The 19,296-nt window shown below is 67.3% G+C and carries 16 protein-coding genes; 7 read left to right on the top strand and 9 right to left on the bottom strand.

Going from position 1 to position 19,296, the window contains the following annotated elements:
* Positions 1-16 precede the first annotated feature (16 nt).
* Positions 17-1,285: an amidohydrolase gene (locus NO347_RS02985; RefSeq protein ID WP_256288190.1), complete on the top strand. Its 1,269-nt coding sequence runs from the start codon at positions 17-19 to the stop codon at positions 1,283-1,285.
* 36 nt (positions 1,286-1,321) lie between these two features.
* Here NO347_RS02985 and NO347_RS02980 read toward each other — a convergent pair whose 3' ends face one another.
* Positions 1,322-2,968: a potassium channel family protein gene (locus tag NO347_RS02980; RefSeq protein ID WP_256288189.1), complete on the bottom strand. Its 1,647-nt coding sequence runs from the start codon at positions 2,966-2,968 to the stop codon at positions 1,322-1,324.
* Between the two features lie 205 nt (positions 2,969-3,173).
* On the opposite strand from NO347_RS02980, the gene NO347_RS02975 reads away from it, so the two are divergent.
* Positions 3,174-5,501: a DUF7527 domain-containing protein gene (locus tag NO347_RS02975; protein WP_256288188.1), complete on the top strand. Its 2,328-nt coding sequence runs from the start codon at positions 3,174-3,176 to the stop codon at positions 5,499-5,501.
* Between the two features lie 44 nt (positions 5,502-5,545).
* Here NO347_RS02975 and NO347_RS02970 read toward each other — a convergent pair whose 3' ends face one another.
* Positions 5,546-5,851 carry a hypothetical protein gene (locus NO347_RS02970; protein WP_049985358.1) on the bottom strand — a complete coding sequence of 102 codons (306 nt, stop codon included), beginning with the start codon at positions 5,849-5,851 and terminating at the stop codon, positions 5,546-5,548.
* 296 nt (positions 5,852-6,147) lie between these two features.
* Here NO347_RS02970 and NO347_RS02965 point away from each other — a divergent pair, with 296 nt between their 5' ends.
* Both NO347_RS02965 and NO347_RS02960 read left to right on the top strand, forming a co-directional pair.
* The gene (locus NO347_RS02965; RefSeq protein WP_256288187.1) at positions 6,148-7,473 is read left to right on the top strand and encodes an adenylosuccinate synthase; all 1,326 of its coding nucleotides are present in this window, start codon (positions 6,148-6,150) and stop codon (positions 7,471-7,473) included.
* Positions 7,474-7,551: 78 nt separating this feature from the next.
* Positions 7,552-7,740, top strand: a complete 189-nt coding sequence (locus NO347_RS02960) for a methytransferase partner Trm112 (RefSeq protein WP_199722983.1) — start codon at positions 7,552-7,554, stop codon at positions 7,738-7,740.
* Between the two features lie 39 nt (positions 7,741-7,779).
* Here NO347_RS02960 and NO347_RS02955 read toward each other — a convergent pair whose 3' ends face one another.
* The 3 genes from NO347_RS02955 to NO347_RS02945 form a co-directional block, all read right to left on the bottom strand.
* Positions 7,780-9,393, bottom strand: coding sequence for a COG1361 S-layer family protein (locus NO347_RS02955; protein WP_256288186.1), 1,614 nt, complete (start codon positions 9,391-9,393; stop codon positions 7,780-7,782).
* A 67-nt stretch (positions 9,394-9,460) separates the two neighbouring features.
* Positions 9,461-10,252 (bottom strand): ABC transporter permease, encoded by a 792-nt coding sequence (locus tag NO347_RS02950; protein WP_256288185.1) that lies wholly within the window; start codon positions 10,250-10,252, stop codon positions 9,461-9,463.
* A complete protein-coding gene (locus tag NO347_RS02945; RefSeq protein ID WP_256288184.1) occupies positions 10,242-11,150 on the bottom strand; it encodes an ABC transporter ATP-binding protein in 909 nt (302 codons plus the stop codon). The genes NO347_RS02950 and NO347_RS02945 overlap by 11 nt, the downstream gene beginning before the upstream one ends.
* A 137-nt stretch (positions 11,151-11,287) precedes the next feature.
* Between NO347_RS02945 and NO347_RS02940 the strand changes: the two genes are divergently transcribed.
* Positions 11,288-12,193, top strand: coding sequence for a DUF7524 family protein (locus NO347_RS02940; RefSeq protein ID WP_256288183.1), 906 nt, complete (start codon positions 11,288-11,290; stop codon positions 12,191-12,193).
* Between the two features lie 76 nt (positions 12,194-12,269).
* Here the strand turns inward: NO347_RS02940 and NO347_RS02935 are convergent, their stop codons facing one another.
* Positions 12,270-12,404, bottom strand: a complete 135-nt coding sequence (locus tag NO347_RS02935; RefSeq protein WP_255410140.1) for a DUF7128 family protein — start codon at positions 12,402-12,404, stop codon at positions 12,270-12,272.
* A 94-nt stretch (positions 12,405-12,498) separates the two neighbouring features.
* Between NO347_RS02935 and NO347_RS02930 the strand changes: the two genes are divergently transcribed.
* On the top strand, positions 12,499-14,697 hold the full coding sequence (locus NO347_RS02930; RefSeq protein ID WP_256288182.1) for an AAA family ATPase: 2,199 nt from the start codon (positions 12,499-12,501) through the stop codon (positions 14,695-14,697).
* 54 nt (positions 14,698-14,751) lie between these two features.
* Here NO347_RS02930 and NO347_RS02925 read toward each other — a convergent pair whose 3' ends face one another.
* Positions 14,752-17,610, bottom strand: a complete 2,859-nt coding sequence (locus tag NO347_RS02925) for a DEAD/DEAH box helicase (RefSeq protein WP_256288181.1) — start codon at positions 17,608-17,610, stop codon at positions 14,752-14,754.
* A 232-nt stretch (positions 17,611-17,842) separates the two neighbouring features.
* Complete coding sequence (locus tag NO347_RS02920) at positions 17,843-17,968, bottom strand: hypothetical protein (protein WP_256288180.1); 126 nt, start codon at positions 17,966-17,968, stop codon at positions 17,843-17,845.
* A gap of 126 nt (positions 17,969-18,094) precedes the next feature.
* Here NO347_RS02920 and NO347_RS02915 point away from each other — a divergent pair, with 126 nt between their 5' ends.
* On the top strand, positions 18,095-18,355 hold the full coding sequence (locus tag NO347_RS02915; RefSeq protein ID WP_256288179.1) for a hypothetical protein: 261 nt from the start codon (positions 18,095-18,097) through the stop codon (positions 18,353-18,355).
* A 32-nt stretch (positions 18,356-18,387) separates the two neighbouring features.
* Here the strand turns inward: NO347_RS02915 and NO347_RS02910 are convergent, their stop codons facing one another.
* Positions 18,388-19,149, bottom strand: a complete 762-nt coding sequence (locus tag NO347_RS02910) for a metallophosphoesterase (protein WP_256288421.1) — start codon at positions 19,147-19,149, stop codon at positions 18,388-18,390.
* Positions 19,150-19,296: the final 147 nt, after the last annotated feature.

The following is a 19,296-nucleotide window of genomic DNA, read 5'->3' as shown; positions in this document are numbered from 1 at the left end:
CGACGCAGAGACGAGTATGACTGCTGCCGACCTCGTGGAACTCCGGCGCGACCTGCATCGGCATCCAGAGCCCGCCTGGCGAGAGTTCTACACGACCGCGCGGATCGTCGACGAACTCGAGACGCGCGATCTCGACGCGATCTACGTCGGACCGGAAGTCCTCACTGCGGACCGCGTCGGCGTCCCCGACGACGACGAACTCGACGCGTGGCTCGAACGCGCCCGCGAGGCGGGCGCTCGCGACGACATCCTCGACCGACTCGCCGGCGGCAACACGGGTGCGCTAGCAGTCGCAGAGCGGGGTGACGGACCGACGGTCGCGCTCCGCGTCGATATCGACGCGCTGCCGATCACCGAATCTCGGGGCGACGAGCACGCGCCCGCGGCGAGCGGATTCCGCTCGACGAACGAGGGGTACATGCACGCTTGCGGCCACGACGCCCACGCGACGATCGGCATCGGTGTCCTCGATGCCGTCCTCGACAGTGACTTCCAGGGCACGCTGAAGGTGTTCTTCCAGCCCGGCGAAGAGCGGATCGCCGGCGGCGAGCCGATGGCGAACTCGGGGCACCTCGACGACGTCGACTACCTGCTCGCCGTGCACATCGGCCTCGGTCACCCCTCCGGCGAGATCGTCGCGGGCATCGACGGTTTCCTCGCGGTCTCACAGTTCGAAGCGGAGTTCGAGGGCGCGCCGGCCCACGCTGGCATCGCGCCCGAGACGGGTCGGAACGCGATGCAAGCGGCCGCGACGGCGATCCAGAATCTCTACGGGGTTCCACGGCACGCCGACGGCGCGACCCGCGTCAACGTCGGCGTCATCGAGGGCGGGACGGCGACGAACATCGTCGCCGAGCGCGTCGCCATCGAGGGCGAGGTGCGCGGCGACACCACCGAACTGATGGAGTATATGGACGAGAACGCTCGGCGCGTGCTCCGCTCGGCCGCAGAGATGCACGACTGCGAGGTCGACGTGACCACTGCGGGGCGTGCTCCGTCGACGGCGAGCGACCGGGGACTCGCCGCCGTCGTCGGCGACGTCGCCCGAACCACCGACGGAGTGACGTCTGTTCTCGACTCGGACCACCTGGGCGGCAGTGAGGACGCGACGTATCTGATGCAGTACGTCCAGGAGCGCGGCGGAAAGGCGGCGTACGTCGGGGTCGGCACGGACCATCCGAGCGGTCACCACACCGATACCTTCGACGTCGACGAGGCGAGCATCGGCGTCGGGATCGACGTCCTCGCGAACGCGATCGTCGAGATCGGCAAGCGGCGGCCCTGAGCGGGCGCTGGGTGCCCGGTGACGCCGCTGGCCGAATTAGCCGAACGTCTCGTTGAAGCGATTGACGGCGTCGTCGGTCCCGGCGACGACGACCGTGTCGCCCGACTGTAGGGTGAATTCCGGGCCGACGTCGGTCCGGAGGTCGTCGCCGCGTTCGACCGCCAGCACGGTACTCCCGGTCTGGGCGCGGACGTCCGCGTCGGCGAGCGACATACCGGCCAGACCGGGCGCGTCGACCCGAACGATCTCGACTTGTGACTGCGGCGCGATGACCTCCTCGTCGGTGAGGTTCGACGCCAGCATCCGCCCGCTGACCGTCGAGAGCGCGAGGACGTACTCCGCGCCCGCCCGGTAGATCTTCGGGACGCTGGCGGCGTCGTTGGCCCGGACGATGATCTCCGCGTCGGGAGCCAGGCGTTCGACGACGAGCGTCGCGAAGATGGCGGTCGTGTCGTCGTCGAGCGCGATGAGGACGCTCTCGGCGTCGGTGATCCCCGCTCGACGAAGCGTCTCGGGGTCGGTAACGTCGCCGACGACGTCGACGCCGGACTCGTCTCGCTGATCGATGACGACGTGCGGGACGTTCGCGTCGGTCAGTGCCTCGGCGGCCGTCGCGCCGACTTCGCCGTGACCGGCGACGACGACTCGCCCCTGCCGGTGCCGTCGCGCCTCCGAGCGAGCCAGCTCTCTGAGTCGCGAGAGCTGTTCCTCCCGGCCGGTGACGAGAAGCGTGGTGCGACCGTCGAGGACCGTGTGCGGGGAGGGCGGCGTGACGAACTCGCCGCGCGACCACAGCCCGATGATGTTCGCGCCGGTCCGCCGACCGACCTCGCATTCGGCGATTGTCCGGCCTTCGAGCTTGCTGTCGGGGTGGATCAATACCTCCGCGATCTCGAAGCCGTCGCCGAGCGGGATCGCGTCGTCGCTTGGAACGATTGGCGAGGCGGCCTTGCGCGCGAGGCTTTCGCCGAGTAACTGCCGCGGGAGGACGACGTCGTCGGCCCCGGCGTATCGGTGGTAGTCCGCGACGTCCGGGTCCTCGACGAGGCTGACGATCCGTACGTCTGAATCCAGTTGCTCGGCCGTCAGCACCACGCTGGCGTTCGTCTGGTCGTCGCTGTCGGCGACGAGGGCGACCGCAGCGTCGGCGTTCGCCGCGCGGAGATCCGACACCGACTCGGGGTCGCCGTGGACGACTTCGTACTCGCCGTGGAGTTCGCGAGCGCGCTCACGGTCCGGTTCGAGCACGAGATAAGCGATTCCCTTCGACTCGAGTTCGCTGATGAGGATCTCGCCGTGGGCGGTGAGCGGCGTGACGATCACGTGCTCGGTCAGCGACGTCTCCCGCGGCGGGTTGCGTTCGAGCGCCCGTTCCACGAGCGGGACGACGAAAAGCGGCAGCGTCGTGAAGATGAGCGCGACGCCGGTGAACTGCATCGCCATCGAGAGCAGGTACGTCGGGGTCGCACTCCAGAGGCTCGCGTCCTCCCCGTAGCCCGTCGTCGTGAACGTCTCCACGACGATGTGCGCCGATTCGACCCAGCCCACGGTGACGCCCTCGAAGGCCGCCATCGTCCATCGGTAGAGCACGGTGTAGAACACGATGGCACCGACCGCGATGCCGACGTAGAGACCGAGCCGTCGCTGGGCCTCCGAGGGCGACCAGGTCGAACCGTCTGCCATACCAGTGGCTTACGGCCCGAGAGGAAAAGTTCGCCGAAGCAGCCGTCGCAGATCCGTCCGAAGCCGGAGAGTGCCCGGGGCGTCCGACGATCGTCTGACGCCGGTTCGCGAGATCGGGAGCCTGCGCCCGTGTACCTGGCACCTGCCGGTCGAGGGCCTAGCTCTCCGGAAAGTATTTGATCTGGATTCTGTGATACACACAGGGATGAACAGTCGAACTATTGATGTGGTGACCGACTGGGAGACGGTCGCCACACCCGACGGATACGAGGGGCTCCACGAGCTCGCGGACGCGGAGTTCAGCGGAGCCGTCTCTGCCGGGATGGCGTGGGCGTTCTTCCTGAACGGCCGCGTCGTCGGCGTTTTCGAGGGGGAAATCGGGGACTTCGAGGACGCTGAGCTGACCGCGTACCGCGCGGCAGACCCGAGCCTCCCGCTGCTCTTTTCGATGCAGGAACGCGGGGGAGAGACACAGGCGAGGTACTACACGAACAAGACACCGCTTTCGGACGCCGACCAGACGCTCTCGAACGGCGGATTCACCGGCTACATCGAGCTCTCGGAAAACGTTCTCTCGGGGGATTACTACGTCGTCTACCACGGGGGCAAGTCGATGAGCGCCGCCTTCGTCGGGAGCTCCGAACGGCTCGTCACGGGCGATGAGGCCTTCGAGACGGCCGCCGACGAGGTCGGGATCTACGAGGTCGTCGACGTCGACGTCGAGATCGTCGACATCCCGGAACTGGCGACCGACGAGGCGGAGACGGATGAAGACGACGCGTCGGGTACGGAGAGCGGAGCCAGCGAGGACGCGACAGAGACCGCCGACGACGCGACGGCAGCGGCCGACGACGAGGAGCCGACCGCGACAGCGGATCCTGATGCGGCGGCAGCTCCCGGCTCTGCAGCCGACGCGACAGCAGACGACCCGACAGCAGAGGGCGAGGCATCGACAGCAGATACCCCGACAGCGGACGACGCCCCGACGGACGACGGTTCCGACGGGGGACCGGCGACGGCGGACGCGGAAGCCAGCGAGCCATCGGACGCTCCCCGGGGTGGCGACCCTGCGAGCACTGACTCACCCGGCGCTACCGCTCCCGAGGGCCGGACTGCGGACAGCACCGAGGCGGAAGGAGAGACGGGTGCCGCAGACGGACACGCGACTGACACCGGCTCTAGAGCCACACGGCCGGACGACCGCCAGCCGTCGGAGCCATCCTCTGAGACGGCGTCGGGTGCGGGCGACACGGGCGATGCCACCGTCGCGGGACCGACGCAGAAAGGTGCCGCCGCAGACGGGGTCTTCTCCGACGAGGAACGCTGGCGGGAGGCGAAGACGATCCCGTCGCTCGACCCCAGCGAGTCGAGTTCGAACGGGACGACAGCGCAGGCCGCGAGCGCCGAGCAGGATCGCCGATCGGCGGGCGAACGCGCCGCGCAGATGCAGCGAAAGCGGACCGCACAGAAAGCCGCCCAGGACCGATCGAGCGCCTCCAAAACGGCGGACTCGGGATCGACCACACAGGCGAGCGCGCGCTCAGCAGCGGGGGGCGAACAGCCGAACGTCGAACGGCTCGAAAAGCGCCTGTCGAAAGCGAAAGAGCGCGTTCAGTCCCTTGAATCCGAGCGCGACGAACTCGCCGAGGCGCGAACGAAACAGCGCGAGCGGATCGACGAACTGGAAGCCGAACGCGAGGAGTACCGCGAGCGCGTCGAGGAGCTCGAAGCCGAACGTGAGACGCTCGAAGCAGAAGTCGAGCGCCTGGAGAGCGAACTCGAACGGCTGGGCGGCGACACCGGCGGCGCTCCCTCACAATCGATGTCTGTCGACCAGGCGCTCTCGGGGACGAACCTCTTCGTCCGCTACGACCGGAAAGGCGAGGCGACGCTGGAGCACGCCCACGACGGCGCGGCGTCGCGGGCCGACGTCAGCGACAACCTCCGGCTCGAACACCACACCACCTTCGAGACCGGGGGGCTCGCCGTCGACGGGCAGCCATACGAGGCGTTCCTCCACGACAGCACCGAGTACGCCTTCGCACAGTGGGTCGTGACGGATCTCCTCTATGAGATCGGCGAGACCGGCAATCAGTCTGGGCTCGCGGGCGTCTTCGACGCGATCCCGGAGATCGACCGCGTCGAGTTGTCGGGGACCGTCGGCGTCGACACCCCCGACGGCGTCGAGCAGCGTGACTTCGACGTCATCTTCCGGGACAAGATGGGCGATCCGCTGTTCGTCGCGGACATCAACGCCTCGCGGAACGCGACCACCGAAGCGATGGTCGGCTCGCTGGTCGAGAACACGGGCACGATCGCCTCGAACGACGAGTCGCTGGCGGCGGGCTTCTACGTCACCGAGTCGTTCTACGAGCCCGGTGCGTTAGAGACGGTTTCCGAGGAGACGGGCGGCGGCCTGCTCTCGCGGTCGAAGAAGCTCTCGCACGTGAAACTCTCGCGAAAGCGCGGCTACCACCTCTGTCTGGTCGAGGCGCGAAACGGGGAGTTCCACCTGAACGTCCCGGATCTGTAAGCAAAACGAGACAGAGACGAGACGTGGGCGGGACGGTTACGGTTTCAGCTTTCGACTTCGACGGCCTCTTCGATCTTCATCTCGTCGAGCTTGTCGACGATCTGATCGAGTTTCTCGTCGAGTTCGTCGACGAATTCGGCGGTCCGCTCGGTCGTGATCGCACCCTGGCTGGACGGTTCGATGAGGTTCTCCTCTTCGAGGACGCGCAGCGAGTAGCGGACTTTGTGGTGTGGGTAGCCAGTCTCGTTCGACATCTTCACGATCCCGATCGGTTCGCTCTCGATGACCATTTTCAGGACCTGCAAATGCCGTTCAAGCATATCCACTTCCTTTTCGAGTCGGTCTATCATGTCATCTGTTAACTTGTCTGGGCAGGATTTAAATGTTACCCTCTCCCCCGACAAAACGCGGCACAGTGGGTATCACACCGTACGAATGGGAGCGTAATTAACGATTCGGGTCGGGAGTCGCTGGCGGCGGCACAGACTCAGAAAACGGACGGTGCGTCTCTCACGACTCGTGGGTCGCCCTGTTCTACACGGAGGTGGGCAGGTGCGTCGATACTCCCGCAGTGGTATCCACTTTCGTGACCATCTCGCGGCGGCGGACCGTAATGGGTTTCACGGGGCGCGCAGAACCGCCGTGTATGACCGTCACGATCGTCGGCTCCCAACTGGGCGACGAGGGCAAGGGCGCTCTCGTCGACCTGTGGGGAGGCGACGCCGACGTGGTCGCCCGGTATCAGGGCGGCGACAACGCCGGCCACACCGTCGTCGAAGACGGCGACGAATACAAGCTTTCGCTGGTTCCGAGCGGCGCCGTCCGCGACAAGGTCGGCGTGCTCGGCAACGGATGCGTCGTCAACCCGAACACGCTGTTCGACGAGATCGACGAACTCCGCGAGCGCGGACTCGACCCCGACGTCCGCGTGGCGCGACGCGCACACGTCATTATGCCGTATCACCGCGTGCTCGACGGCATCGAGGAGGAGGCCAAATCCGACTCCGACCTCGACGCCGGCACGACCGGCCGCGGCATCGGCCCCACCTACGAGGACAAGGCGGGCCGACGCGGGATTCGCGTCGGCGACCTGCTCGATGCGGAGGTCCTCCGCGAGCGTCTCGAATACGTCGTCCCCCAGAAGCGCGCTCTCGCCGAGGACGTCTTCGGCGTCGAGGCCGGCGAGGCGTTCGACGTCGACGCCGTCTTCGAGGAGTACAAGGCGATCGGCGAGCGCCTGCAAGAGGAGTCGATGACCGTCAACGCCGGGGAGTTCCTCGGCTCGCACGTCGATAACGGCGAGAACGTCTTATTCGAGGGCGCACAGGGTACCTCGATCGACATCGACCACGGGATCTACCCGTACGTCACCTCCTCGAACCCGACCGCGGGCGGCGCGGCGACCGGCACGGGCGTCGGCCCCACGGTCGTCGGCCGCGGGGAAGTCGTCGGCATCGTCAAGGCGTACCTCTCGCGCGTCGGCACCGGACCGCTCCCGACCGAACTGACCGGCGACGACGAGGACCTCGCCGATTACATCCGCGAGAAGGGCGGCGAGTTCGGCACCGTCACCGGCCGGCCGCGCCGGATCGGTTGGCTCGACGTGCCGATGCTACGCCACGCCGCTCGCACGAACGGCTTCACCGGCCTCGCCGTGAACCACATCGACGTCCTCGCGGGCCTCGAGGAGGTGAAGGTGGGCCACTCCTACGACCTCGACGGCGAGGAGTTGCTCACGATGCCCGCGACGACCGAGCGCTGGGGCGAGTGTGAACCGAACCTCCGCGAGTTCGAGCCGTGGCCGGAGGTCGACTGGTCGGCCGTCGCCGACGAGGGCTACGATGCGATCCCGGAGAACGCACAGGCGTACCTCGACTATCTCTCCGAGGAGGTCGGCGCACCGATCTACGCCGTCGGCGTCGGTCCCGACCGCGCACAGACGATCGAACTGGAGAACCCCTTCCAGCAGTAGCCCGATAGTGCTCGGCGCACGCCGAGTACTGTCGGCGAACCCGTAGCCTTTTCACCGCCGCTTTCCTCTCGTAGCGTGATGAAAGAGTCACTGATGGACATCCTCTGTGACCCCCTCGACAAGAGCGACCTCGAACTCGAAGTCGACGAACGCGACGGCGAGGAGATCATCGAGGGTCGACTCGTCGGCACTGTCACGGGCGAGGTCTACCCCATCGAGGACGGCATCCCGAATCTGCTGCCGCCGGATATGCGCGACGAAGAGTAACCGAGTTCCGCTCTCGTCGACACCCGTTTCTGCCGCCGCCTAGCGCCTGTTGAGCCACCACCAGCCGACGCCGAGCACGAGCACGACGACGAGCACGCCGGCCGCGAGAAGCGTCGTATCGCTCGCGCTGGTCTCCTCGACGACGGTCACCGGAACCACGTAGGAGTCGAGGACGATCTCTTTTCCGTCGGGCCGCTCGGCCGTGACGTTCACCGAGACCGACGAGCGCGTCGGCACCGCGTCTTCGGAGACCGTGACCGCGAACGCGAGCGTCTCTGTGTCGCCGGGGTCGAGCCGCTGGACGTACGCCGTCCGCGCCTCCGAGGAGAACGGCGGTTCGGTTTCGAGTCGGGCACGAACGTCGGAGAGGGTCATATTTTCCCTGTTGCGGACGCGGACCGTCAGCCGATTGTCCGTGTCGATGCCGAACGTGGCGTTTCGTGGCGTGACCGCCAGCCAGTCGCGCTCGGGCAGCACCGGCACCGTCGGTTCGAGTTCGTCGCTCACCTGGCGGTTGTTCTGCGCGTCGCGATACCGCACGGAGAGATTCAACTGCCGGTCGGTCGCGGTCGCGTCCGCCGCGACGTCGACTTCGAACGTGAAGTCGCTCCGTTCGCCCGGTCCGAGGCGGCCGAGCGCGGATTCCGTATCGACCGGTACGACGTTCGGGTTCGACGAGCGATAGACGAGCACGGCGTTGTCGACGGGGGCCGGACCGGTGTTCCTGACTGACCCGCTGATCGTCCCGGGCTCACCGACGTACAGCGTGCTCGTGAGGTTCTCCACGGCGAAGGTGACTTCCTCGCGCGGCGTGACGCCCGCCGTCAACGGCGGCGACGTGCGCTGGATGCCATCGGGATCGGTGTAGGAGACGGAGGCCCTGAGCGGGTACTCGCGCTGCTGGGCGTCGGGGGCGAACCGCGTCCGGAACTGGAACGTCCGGTTCTCGCCGGGCCCCCACACCCCGGAGTACGCTTCGGACTTCGCAGCGCCGGTGCCGAACGTGACCTCGTCGTCCGGCGAACTGAGCTGAAGGGTGGCGTCGCGGGCGGCTTCAGTACCCGTGTTCCGGACCGTCATCGAGAGCGGGCCGTAACTGCCGACCCGGGCCGTCGAGGACACGTTGACGACCTGGAACTGCGGACGGTCCTCGACGACGACGGAGAGCGAGAGCGTCCGCGCGAGGTCGACGTATCGGTACTCGGGGCCGTCAGTCCCGGACCCGTACTCGACCTTCGGCGCGTAGCTGTAACGGACGCGTACCGGGAGCCGATACGTACCCGGCGGCGTGTCCTCCGGGACCGTAATCGAGACCGGAATCGGCCCGGTCGTCCCCTCGGGGACGTTGCCGACCGGATATCGGGCCGTGTTCACTTCGATCGGGGTGTCTCCGCTCCGCACCTGCAGCGTCAGCGCTCTGGCAGTCGTCACGCGCGCGACGTACTCGGCCGGGCCGGACGACTGCAGGCTCCCTTCGTTCGAGACGTAGACCGGAAGCGACGCCTCCTGACCCGGAACGAACGCGTTGTCCGGGCTCTGGACGGACACGTCCGGCGAACCCGTGACGTTCTCGATGGCGGTGATCGGAACCGGAACCGCCGCCACCACGACGAGCAGGAGGACCAATCCGAGGGGGGCTCGAAACGTTGTCAACGTACAGACAGACCACGCGATTCCATTTAAAATGTGTCGTCAGGGCGCACAGATCAGACGACGACAGTCAGATATCGCGGTCGTGGAAGCGAACGACGCTGAGAAACAGCAGGAGGAGCGTGACAGCGAAAAGCAGGAGCGAGTCACCGACGTAGATGTTCTCGTGGAGCAGGATCTCCGTCGGGTCGATGTACCGCGTCGGGCTGACGTCGCCGAGCCACTCGAGGTCGGTGCCGACAGTGACCGAATCGAGGAGAAAGAGCAGAAAGACCGTCGCGATGCCGCCCAACTGCGCGGTGTTGCCGCGACTGAACGTGACCGAGAGCAGTTGGCCGATGCCGAGACAGACGAGGTGGTACGGAATCGAGAGCACGTGCACCGCGAGCAGGTAGACCGGGTCCAGCGGGTAGTCGATCGCGACAGTGCTGGCGAAAACGACGAGGGGAATCACGAGATTGAGGACCAAAAGCGGCGTCAAGAGCGCGATCGTCTTCTCTACGACGACCCGCGTTCGCGACACCGGCGTCGCGAGGACGAGATAGAGCCGTTTCGACTCGATGTCACCGGCGAACGTGCCGCCCGCGGCGTACGCCATATAGAGGCCGAGCAGGAGAATCCAGATGAACTGATACAGTTCCGCGGCGATGAAGCCCTCGATGGTCGAGTAGGCTTCGACGCCGAGTCCCTCCTGAAACGACTCGGGGAAAGCCTCGATCAGCGCGTCGATGTCGGCGCCCGCCTCGGCGATCGAGGGGTAGAGATAGACGATAAGGATCGAGAACGCGCCGAGCAGCGCTGCCAGCGCGAGCGACCCCCGGACGCGTTGTCTGGCCTCGTAGCGGGCCGTGTCAAGCCGCATCGTTGCGCTCCTCCGTTCGCTGCGGCCCGCCGTAGTAGTGCATAAACACCTCTTCGATCGGCGGTTCGTCGATCTCGACGTCGACGATCCGATGCTGCGAGAGCGCCTCGAACAGTTCGTCGTAGTCGCCGGTGAAAGTGAACTGCGCCTGTCGACCCTCGGCCTCGAAGTCGACGACGCCGCCCAGGCCGAGGTCGGCTTTCGTCAGCGGCGGATCGGTGTGCACGCGGACCCGTTTGCCCCCGCGCTGGAGGAGGTCGTCGACGGTCTCGACAGTGACGAGGCGACCCTCTCGAATGATTCCGACCCGATCGCAGACGCGACGGACCTCACCGAGGACGTGCGAGGAGAAGAAGACCGTCAGTCCGTCGTCGCGCTCCCGACGAAGAAATCGGTTGAACGCCTCCTGTTTGAGCGGGTCCAGCCCCGACGTGGGCTCGTCCATTATCACCAGATCGGGATCGTGCATAAACGCCTGGACGAGCCCTAGCATCTGTTTGTTCCCCGTCGAGTACTCGCGGATCTTCCGCTCCAGCGGCGGCGTGAACAGTTCGAGCAGTTCCGCGCGCCGTGAGTCGCCCTTCAGTCGCGCCTGGTAGTCGAGGAACACTTCGCCCGTGACTGAGCCGTTGAACGCCGGCTCACCGGGGAGAAAGCCGATTCGTGACTTCACCTCGCGCAGCGCGTCCTGATCCCGAATGTCGGCGCCGAACAGGGTCGCGGTGCCAGCGGTCGGCGATTGGAATCCCATCAGTTGCCGGATCGTCGTCGACTTCCCGGAACCGTTGGGACCGAGATAGCCGAATATCTCCCCGCGCTCGATCGAAAATTCGAGGTCGTCGTTCGCCAGGGTGTCGCCGTAGGCCTTCGTCAATCCCTGGACCTCGATCGTCGCCATCGTCTTCACATTCCTGTCACTGGGCAATAAAACTCTGTCAGAGCGGCGGCCCCCTCACACCGGACGATGATCGGGACCGTTCCCTCCGACTCCAAGTCACCTGAACGCTTTTACACGCTCGCGTCGACGTTGTCGACGTGTCAGAGTCGCTCCAGGTGGAACTGAACGGGGAGACAGTCCACGCGATCGACGCACCGGACGCACACACCGTCAGCGGACCGTTTCACATCTATCTCCGGAACGCCGGTGGCCCCGTTCACGTCCACATCCACCTCGACGACGCCCTCTCGGAGGTCGCGCGGATCGACGCCGTGAACCACTACGTCGAGGGTGAAGAGACTATCCGGATCCCGGTCGGCGTCGCCGCGGACCGAGAGCAGGTCAGCGGGCGACTCAAGATCGTCTCGGGCTACGGCGCCGAGATGGAGTACGTGAACGTCGTCGTCGAAGCCAACTCGTCTGGGGGTTCGAGCGGCCGGCGTTCTCCGAGCAGCCAGCGTGCTCCGAGCGGTGACGACAGCGCACGTCGGAGCGTCGAGAGCGCGGAGGAGCGGACGCCGCAGGACCCGGAAGCGTCGGCGGCTTCGAGCGGGGCGGATGATGCAGCATCGACGACCGGCGCAGCGTCGACGGCCGACACAGGCACGGCCGAAAGGCGCACAGACGGGGTGTCTGGAGGGTCGACGACCGATGCGAGGGCGTCGCAGTCGACGACGAATACGACGGCCGACATCGGAAACAGCGTGTCACGCAGCGGTGGGAGCCGGGACGCGACTGGGTCTGCCACCACCGGCGGGCGTCGTCAATCTAACCGCTCGGAGTGGGAACAACGAGCGCGCTCGGCGGCCGACGAGGCCCAGCGTCTCGTATCGGAAGCCGACGTCGCACCCCGGGAGAGCCTGGCGTTCGGCGCGCTCACGGTCGTCGCGCTCGTCGTCGGCCTCGGTGTGATCACGACGGTCGGCGAGGCCCTCCTGACGCTCGTCATCCTCGTCATCCTCGCGGTCGTCGTGGCGACCGCCGGCTGGCTGTTGTTTCAGTGATCGAGGTTACGACGCGGCGCGTGCGCTCGGGGCGCACCGCTCGGCGGAGTCGCTCACCGTCTCCAGCACTCCCCGCTTACTGCAGATACGACGGTTCCTCCGCGTCGCAGTTCTCCTCGTGAGCCTTCGCGTCTGTCTCGTCGTCGAGCAACAGTCCGCACTCGTCGCACTGGTACCACGTCTGCCCGTCCCGCTCGACGGTCGACACCATATCGTGCGAGAGGATGCCACGATTCAAAACCCTTCCCCCGCGGCGTCCGGCGACCCCGGGCAAGACAAAAGACCGGGCGCGCCGAAGCAGAGGTATGAGCGCGGACGAGGGCCTCGAACTGACCGTTCGCGGGGCCGAAAAGCGAGACGCCGGCCGAGGCATCGCCCGGCTGCCGGAACCGGCGCGGCGGCGACTGGGCGTCCTCAGCGGCGACACTGTCGTGGTCGCAGGCGAGCGAGAAACGGTGGCGAAAGTGTGGCCGGCCGGCGGGGACGTGCCCGACCACGTCGTCCTCGTCGACGCCGACACCCGAGCGAACGCCGGGGCGAAGATCGACGAGACTGTTCGCGTCCGGAAAGTCGACGTCGAGGGTGCCGTCTCGGTGACGCTGTCGATGCCGGGCGACGTCGCCTTCGAGGACGACGAGCGCGCGGTCGAACTGATAAAGCGGGCGATCCGCGACCGGCCGATCAAACCCGGGGGCCAGATCCACTTCGAGTCGCTGAGCGACGACCCGTTCGTCGTGAGCGAGACGACCCCCGACGGGATGGTCCGCGTCACGGACGCGACGAAACTCCGATTGACGCGCGAAGGCAGGCTGAGTCGCGTCGTCTCCTCGATCTCGGGGAGCGACTCCACCAGCGGCACATCGAGTGCCGCCGGCGACGACCAGCGCGGTCGCACGAGCGGGTCGGGGTCGACGCCGACAGTCACCTACGAGGACATCGGCGGCCTCGACGAGGAACTCGACCTCGTCAGAGAGATGATCGAACTCCCCCTCTCGGAACCGGAGGTGTTCGCACATCTGGGGATCGACCCGCCGAAAGGCGTGCTGTTGCACGGCCCGCCCGGGACCGGCAAGACGCTCATCGCGAAGGCGGTCGCAAGCGAGGTCGACGCGACGTTCATCGACGTCTCCGGCCCGGAGATTATGTCGAAGTACAAGGGCGAATCCGAGGAGAAACTCCGCGAGAAGTTCGCGCAGGCCCGCGAGAACGCGCCGGCGATCGTCTTCTTCGACGAGATCGACTCGATCGCGGGCAAGCGCGACGACGGCGGCGACGTCGAGAACCGCGTCGTCGGACAACTGCTCTCGCTGATGGACGGCCTCGACGCCCGCGGCGACGTCGTCGTGATCGGCGCGACGAACCGCGTGGACACGCTCGATCCCGCGCTGCGGCGCGGCGGGCGCTTCGACCGCGAGATCGAGATCGGCGTCCCTAACGAACAGGGGCGCCGCGAGATCCTCGAAGTCCACACCCGACGGATGCCGCTGGCCGACGACGTCGACGTCGACCGCCTCGCCGCCCGGACGCACGGCTTCGTCGGCGCCGACCTCGAATCGTTGACGACGGAGGCCGCGATGATCGCGCTGCGTCGCGGTCGCCGCGAGGACGTGAACGCACCCATCGCGGATCTCCAGGTGACTCGCGCCGACGTCGAGGCCGCGATGGCGGCTGTCGAACCCTCGGCGATGCGAGAGTACGTCGCGGAGTCGCCGACGACGACGTTCGCGGACGTCGGTGGGCTCGACGATGCGAAGCGGACGCTCGAACGCGCCGTGACGTGGCCGCTGACGTACGGCCCGCTGTTCGACGCCGCGAAGGCGGACCCGCCGACGGGCGTACTACTACACGGCCCCCCTGGAACTGGAAAGACTCTCCTCGCGCGGGCAATCGCAGGCGAGAGCGGTGTGAACTTCGTCCAAGTGGCCGGCCCGGAACTCCTGGATCGCTACGTCGGCGAGTCCGAGAAAGCGGTTCGCGAGGTGTTCGAGCGCGCCAGACAGGCCGCGCCCTCGATCGTCTTCTTCGACGAGATCGACGCCGTCGCGACGAACCGCGACGCGGCGGGCGGCGACTCCGGCGTCGGCGAGCGCGTCGTCTCCCAACTGCTCACCGAACTCGACCGACTCGCCGATCAGCCGAACCTCGTCGTGCTCGCGGCGACGAACCGGAAGGGCGCGCTCGATCCCGCACTGCTCCGACCCGGTCGCTTGGAATCGCACGTGCACGTCCCCGCCCCGGACGAGGCGGCCCGCCGTGAGATCCTCGACGTCCACCTCGACGGAAAACCGCTCGCGGACGACATCGATCGCGACGAGCTGGCGGCGATGACGGACGGCTACTCCGGCGCTGACGTTGCCGCCGTCGTCCGCGAGGCGTCGATGCGGGCGATCGAGCGCGTCGCCGACGCCTACGAGGGCGAGCTCGCGAACGAACACGCCGACGAGGTGCGCCTGACGCGCGAGGACTTCGAGGGAGCGCTCGACGCCGTCGAGCCGTCGGCGTGAGATGTCGCGGGCGACCGCGTTCGACATTTCGCGTTCGACCGCTTTCCACCGAGATCAGTCCCAGAAGGACTGCGTCCGGGCGTACTGGCGCTCCTGTTCGAGGATGTCGCGGTAGAAGTCGGCCTCGTCTTCCCGTAGCTTCCCGATGATTCTGGCGGCGGTCTGTGGCCCCACGCCGCGGGCCGCGAGCGCGATGACGGCCTGTTTGCCGTGGCTCTGAACGAGGCTCGCCGAGCGATACGCGCGCTGAACGAGACGCTCGGACTCGTCGTCGCGGTCGTCGGCGTCCGCGCGGACCGCGGTGACGGTCTCCTCGTCCCAGGGGTTCAGACACGCGATGCGGGTCGCCCCGCACTCGGGGCACTCTGGCTGGTCGCGGACGCGACGCACCTTCGTCTTCCGCTCCCAGTCCGCACAGTGCAGACAGAGCAGGCGCACGCGGTCGTTCCGGATGCGTTCTTTCACGGCCTCGATCACGCTCGCGTCGGCGTTCTCCGGAACGAGGAGTTCGCGCCCGCTGGACCGGCCACCGATCCCGATCGGGGTACGCTCGCGGGCCGTCTCCAATCGAGCGTCCGTCTCGTCACCGCGGAGCCGATCGAGCAGCTCCGCAGTTTCGTCGACAGCGAGGTCGACGTGGAAGACCTCCCGGACGGCCTCGTCGTAGACCGGCGTGTCTTCCAACGCGGCCAGCAGCCGATCCGCGCCGAAGCGCTCGCGGCCCTGATAGCGCTTGAGCGCGCCGAACTTCGCGGCGACCTGCGCCAGCGTGAACTTCAGCGCGTCGGAGTTCTTCAGCGCGAGTTCGAGGGCGGCTTCGACGTGGTTCGGATCGGTCGTCTCTAACACCTCGGTGACGTCGCGGAGGGACGCACGCGTCGGCACTTCGAGTTCGATCCGATACGGGCTGACCTCCATCCCGACGGACGAGCCGGTTCGCTGGCCGACGAGCGCCGCGAGCAGCCGCCCGAGCGTCTCGTTCACCCGGTGCCCGTAGCAACTGTTCACGACGACGGTCCGGGCTTGCCCTTCGACGACGAGCCGGTCGGCGGTCGGGATCGGATGGCCCGTCTCGACCTGCCGCTCGATCGGGTCGAGCGCGGCCGCGAGCGTGTCGACGTCGGTCGGGTACCGAGCGCTCAGATCGCGGGCGACCGCCTCTCGCGACGCGCCGCGCTCGAACTGCCCGGCTGCAACGTCGCGGATCTCGCCCACCTCGTTCGCGACGCGGGCCGGAACCGGAATCTCGGAGCCGGTCCAGGAGGGCACCTCGCCGCTGGGATCTTCGATCGGCGTGACGTTCACTCGCGCCTCGTCGTCGTCGATGTCGTTGATGCGCCACATCTCGCCGCGCTGGACGAACGCGGCCCCCGGCTCGGCGAAGTTGACGACGAAGCGCTCGTCGAGCGTACCGATCTGCCCGCGCGAGGAGATGTCGTGGACCTCGTAGGTCTCCTCGTCGGGGATCATCGAGAGGTTGGCGTAGAAGTACTGCCAGGTTCCGCCGGATTTCTCCAGGCGGTCGGCGTCCTCCTCGAGCCAGAGCAGTCGGTTCTTCGAGAGTTCGCGCACGACCTCTCGGAAGGTCTCCTCGTCGAGGTCCGAGAACGGATACGCGGCGGTCACGAGCTCGTAGGCGCGACGGGCCGAAACCTCGCCCTCGTCCATCACGACGCCGACGATCTGGTTCGCGACGGTGTCGAGGCTGGCGTGATGGATCCGCGCGGGTTCGACCTCGCCGGCCTCCGCGCGCCGGGCGATCGCGAGTGCCTCGAGCGTATCGTCCGGTTCAGAGGTGACGAGCGTGCCGCGGGAGACCTCGTCGCGGCGGTGACCGGCGCGCCCGACGCGCTGGAGGAGCCGCGAGACTTCTCTCGGACTCCCGTACTGGACGACGTGATCAACGCGCCCGACGTCGATGCCGAGTTCCATCGACGACGTGCAGACGAGCGCGTCGAGGTCGCCGGCCTTGAAGCGGTCTTCAACGTCGATTCGGACGTCTTTCGAGAGGGAGCCGTGGTGGACCTCGATCGGTTCGTCGAGCTTCTTGAACCGCGAGCCGAGCGCCTCCGCCGTCTGACGCGTGTTGACGAACACCAGCGCCGATTCGTTGTCGCGGACGATGTCGCGAATCACGCGGACGTGGCTCGCGATCTCGGCGTCGGTCGCGAGCTGGCCCGCCAACTGCTCGTCCTCGGGTGTCACCTCGGGGTGTGTGACGGTAAAGGAGACATCGCTGCCGACGTCGACCTCGACGATCTCGAAGCCCCGGTCGCCGGTGAGGAACTTCCCCACCTCCGCGGGCGACCCGACGGTCGCCGAGAGGCCGATCCGCTGGAACGGCCCCGCAAGCTCTCGTAGGCGTTCGAGACCGACGGTCAACTGCGCGCCCCGCTTCGCGGAGGCGAGTTCGTGGACCTCGTCGACGACGACGTGGCGAACGTCCGAGAGCGCCCGGCGGAGCTTCTTGCCCGTCAGCATCGCCTGGAGCGTCTCGGGCGTCGTGACGAGGACGTCCGGCGGGTCGTCGGCCTGCTTCTGCCGCTGATACTGCGTCGTATCGCCGTGTCGGACGTCGATCTCTACATCCAGGGTCTCGCCCCACCACTCCAACCGTTGGCGCATATCCCGGTTGAGCGCCCGCAACGGAGTGATATACAGCGCGGAGAGCCCCTCACGGTCTTCGGAATCGGAGCGAACGATCGCGTCGAAGACGGGCAGCATCGCCGTCTCGGTCTTTCCAGTCCCGGTTGGGGCGATCACGAGCGCGTTCTCCCCCGAGGCCAGCGGCGGGATCGCGCGGCGCTGTGGCTCTGTCGGCGTCGTGAATCCGCGCTCGGAGAGCGCCCTTCGAACCGACTCGCCGAGCGCCGTGAACGCGTCCATCCCCTGCGCTGACGTGCCGTCAGCCATCGCGTTCACTACCGGCGCGACCGGATTAAGGGCAGCGTTCGGACGCCGAGCCGCCCAGGTGAGAACTGCTTATAGGGATTATCGTACGTCCTCATAGATCTCTCGCCGGACAGTACGGCGAGAATCTCCGAACAGTTACGATAATCCCTATTATACTGTCGGACAGAACGATGTGAAAAGTATCGGCACCTCGTGGGTGCCAACATGATTCACGAACTTCTGTCCGACAGTATTACTCGCCGAGCAACCGAAGGCCTCCACCGAGCGCGACGACGAGGCCGCCGAGGAGGAACGTTCCGGGAAGCGGAATCACGAACACCAATACGCCGGCGAGCAGCACCTTGCTTGACATTCGCATACATATTATTGCCGCCGAAGACGGAAAAACGAGGCGCCGACCAGTCTGGACCGAAGTGCCACACCAGCAGCCGGAGTCAGCGTTCGACCCACGACGGTTTTTGTCCGCGAAGCGGACAGTTGTCGTATGGGTCCCCGACGAACGTTCTGGCTCGCCCTCCTCACGTACGGCCTGCTCTCGATAGCGACGTTCGCACCGACGGCCAGCGCGTCACAACCGGGATCGGTCGCCGGAACCGTCGGCAGCGCGGTCCTCGTTGCTGGCGCCGGCTACGCGCTCGTCGAGCCCGAGCGAGCTGGCGGCCCCGAGGAGTGGACTCTCGTCGTCGTGGCGGCCGTCACGGGAGCGGTTCTTTTCGCACTGGGAGTGCTCGTGGGCGCAGTGTAGGGCGCGGCGCGTCCGGCCCAGCCTGCCGACACCTACACCGATCGGTACGGCCCCAACCGTGTGCCATCGAGGAGATACGCGTCGGTGTCGGCGTCGACGAGCGCCTCGGGGAGGAACGGTGCGAGAAATCCCTGGCCGTCGACGTTCACCCACGTCCCGCCCGAGCGCTCGTTGAACGCGGGCACGATCACGAGTTCGGGGTCGTGCCAGTCGAGGTCTTCGACAGCGAGATGCAACTGCTCGGCGAACGGCTCGGGTCGGAGCGGTCCACGAAGCCACGCGCGCTCTTTGCGCCCGCCGCCGACAGTGTCTTCGAGCCGGACTGCAGGGTGTTCGTGGCCCATACAGACCACGTCGCTCTCGACGACCTCGCGGGACGGCCAAGTGTGGCCGTGGGCGAAGCCGACGCGACCGAGACGGACGCCGCCGCTTTCGCTGACGGTGAGTCGGTTGCGGTGGTCGTCGGCCGCGTCGCCCGCGCCGTCGTCCGAGCCGAACCGCTCTGCGACGCCGCCGTCGTGATTCCCGCGGACGAGCGTCACGGGCACGCGGTCGAGAACCGCCGCCAGCAGGTCGTCAAGTTCGTCGGCCTCCTCGCCCTCGGGGTTCCCGATCCGGTGGCCCAGGTCCCCGAGGACGACGAGCCGATCCGGATCGACCCGGTCGAGGAGGCCGAGCAGGCGCACGCGCCGGACGGCCGCGTTGCTGTCGAGTTCGACGCCGCGCTCGTAGCGGAGGCCGGCCTCGATGCCTGCGTGGTAGTCGGCGACGACGAGCGCCGTTTCGTCACCCAGGCGGGCGACAGCGGCCGGGGCTCCCGGGACGGGCTCGACGAGCGGCCGCTGCGCTGTGCCGCCGCCGGCGGAGCCGTCCGCAGAAGTCCCTGTCGGGGCGAGTGAGCCGGCGGCCGCGTCGGCGTCGTCGGGCGCCCCGGAATCACG

The organism is Halobellus inordinatus (assembly GCF_024464655.1).
Classification (GTDB): Archaea; Halobacteriota; Halobacteria; order Halobacteriales; family Haloferacaceae; genus Haloquadratum; species Haloquadratum inordinatus.
Note: the sequence above shows the minus strand (reverse complement) of the source record. Positions and strands in the feature narration are given on the sequence as shown.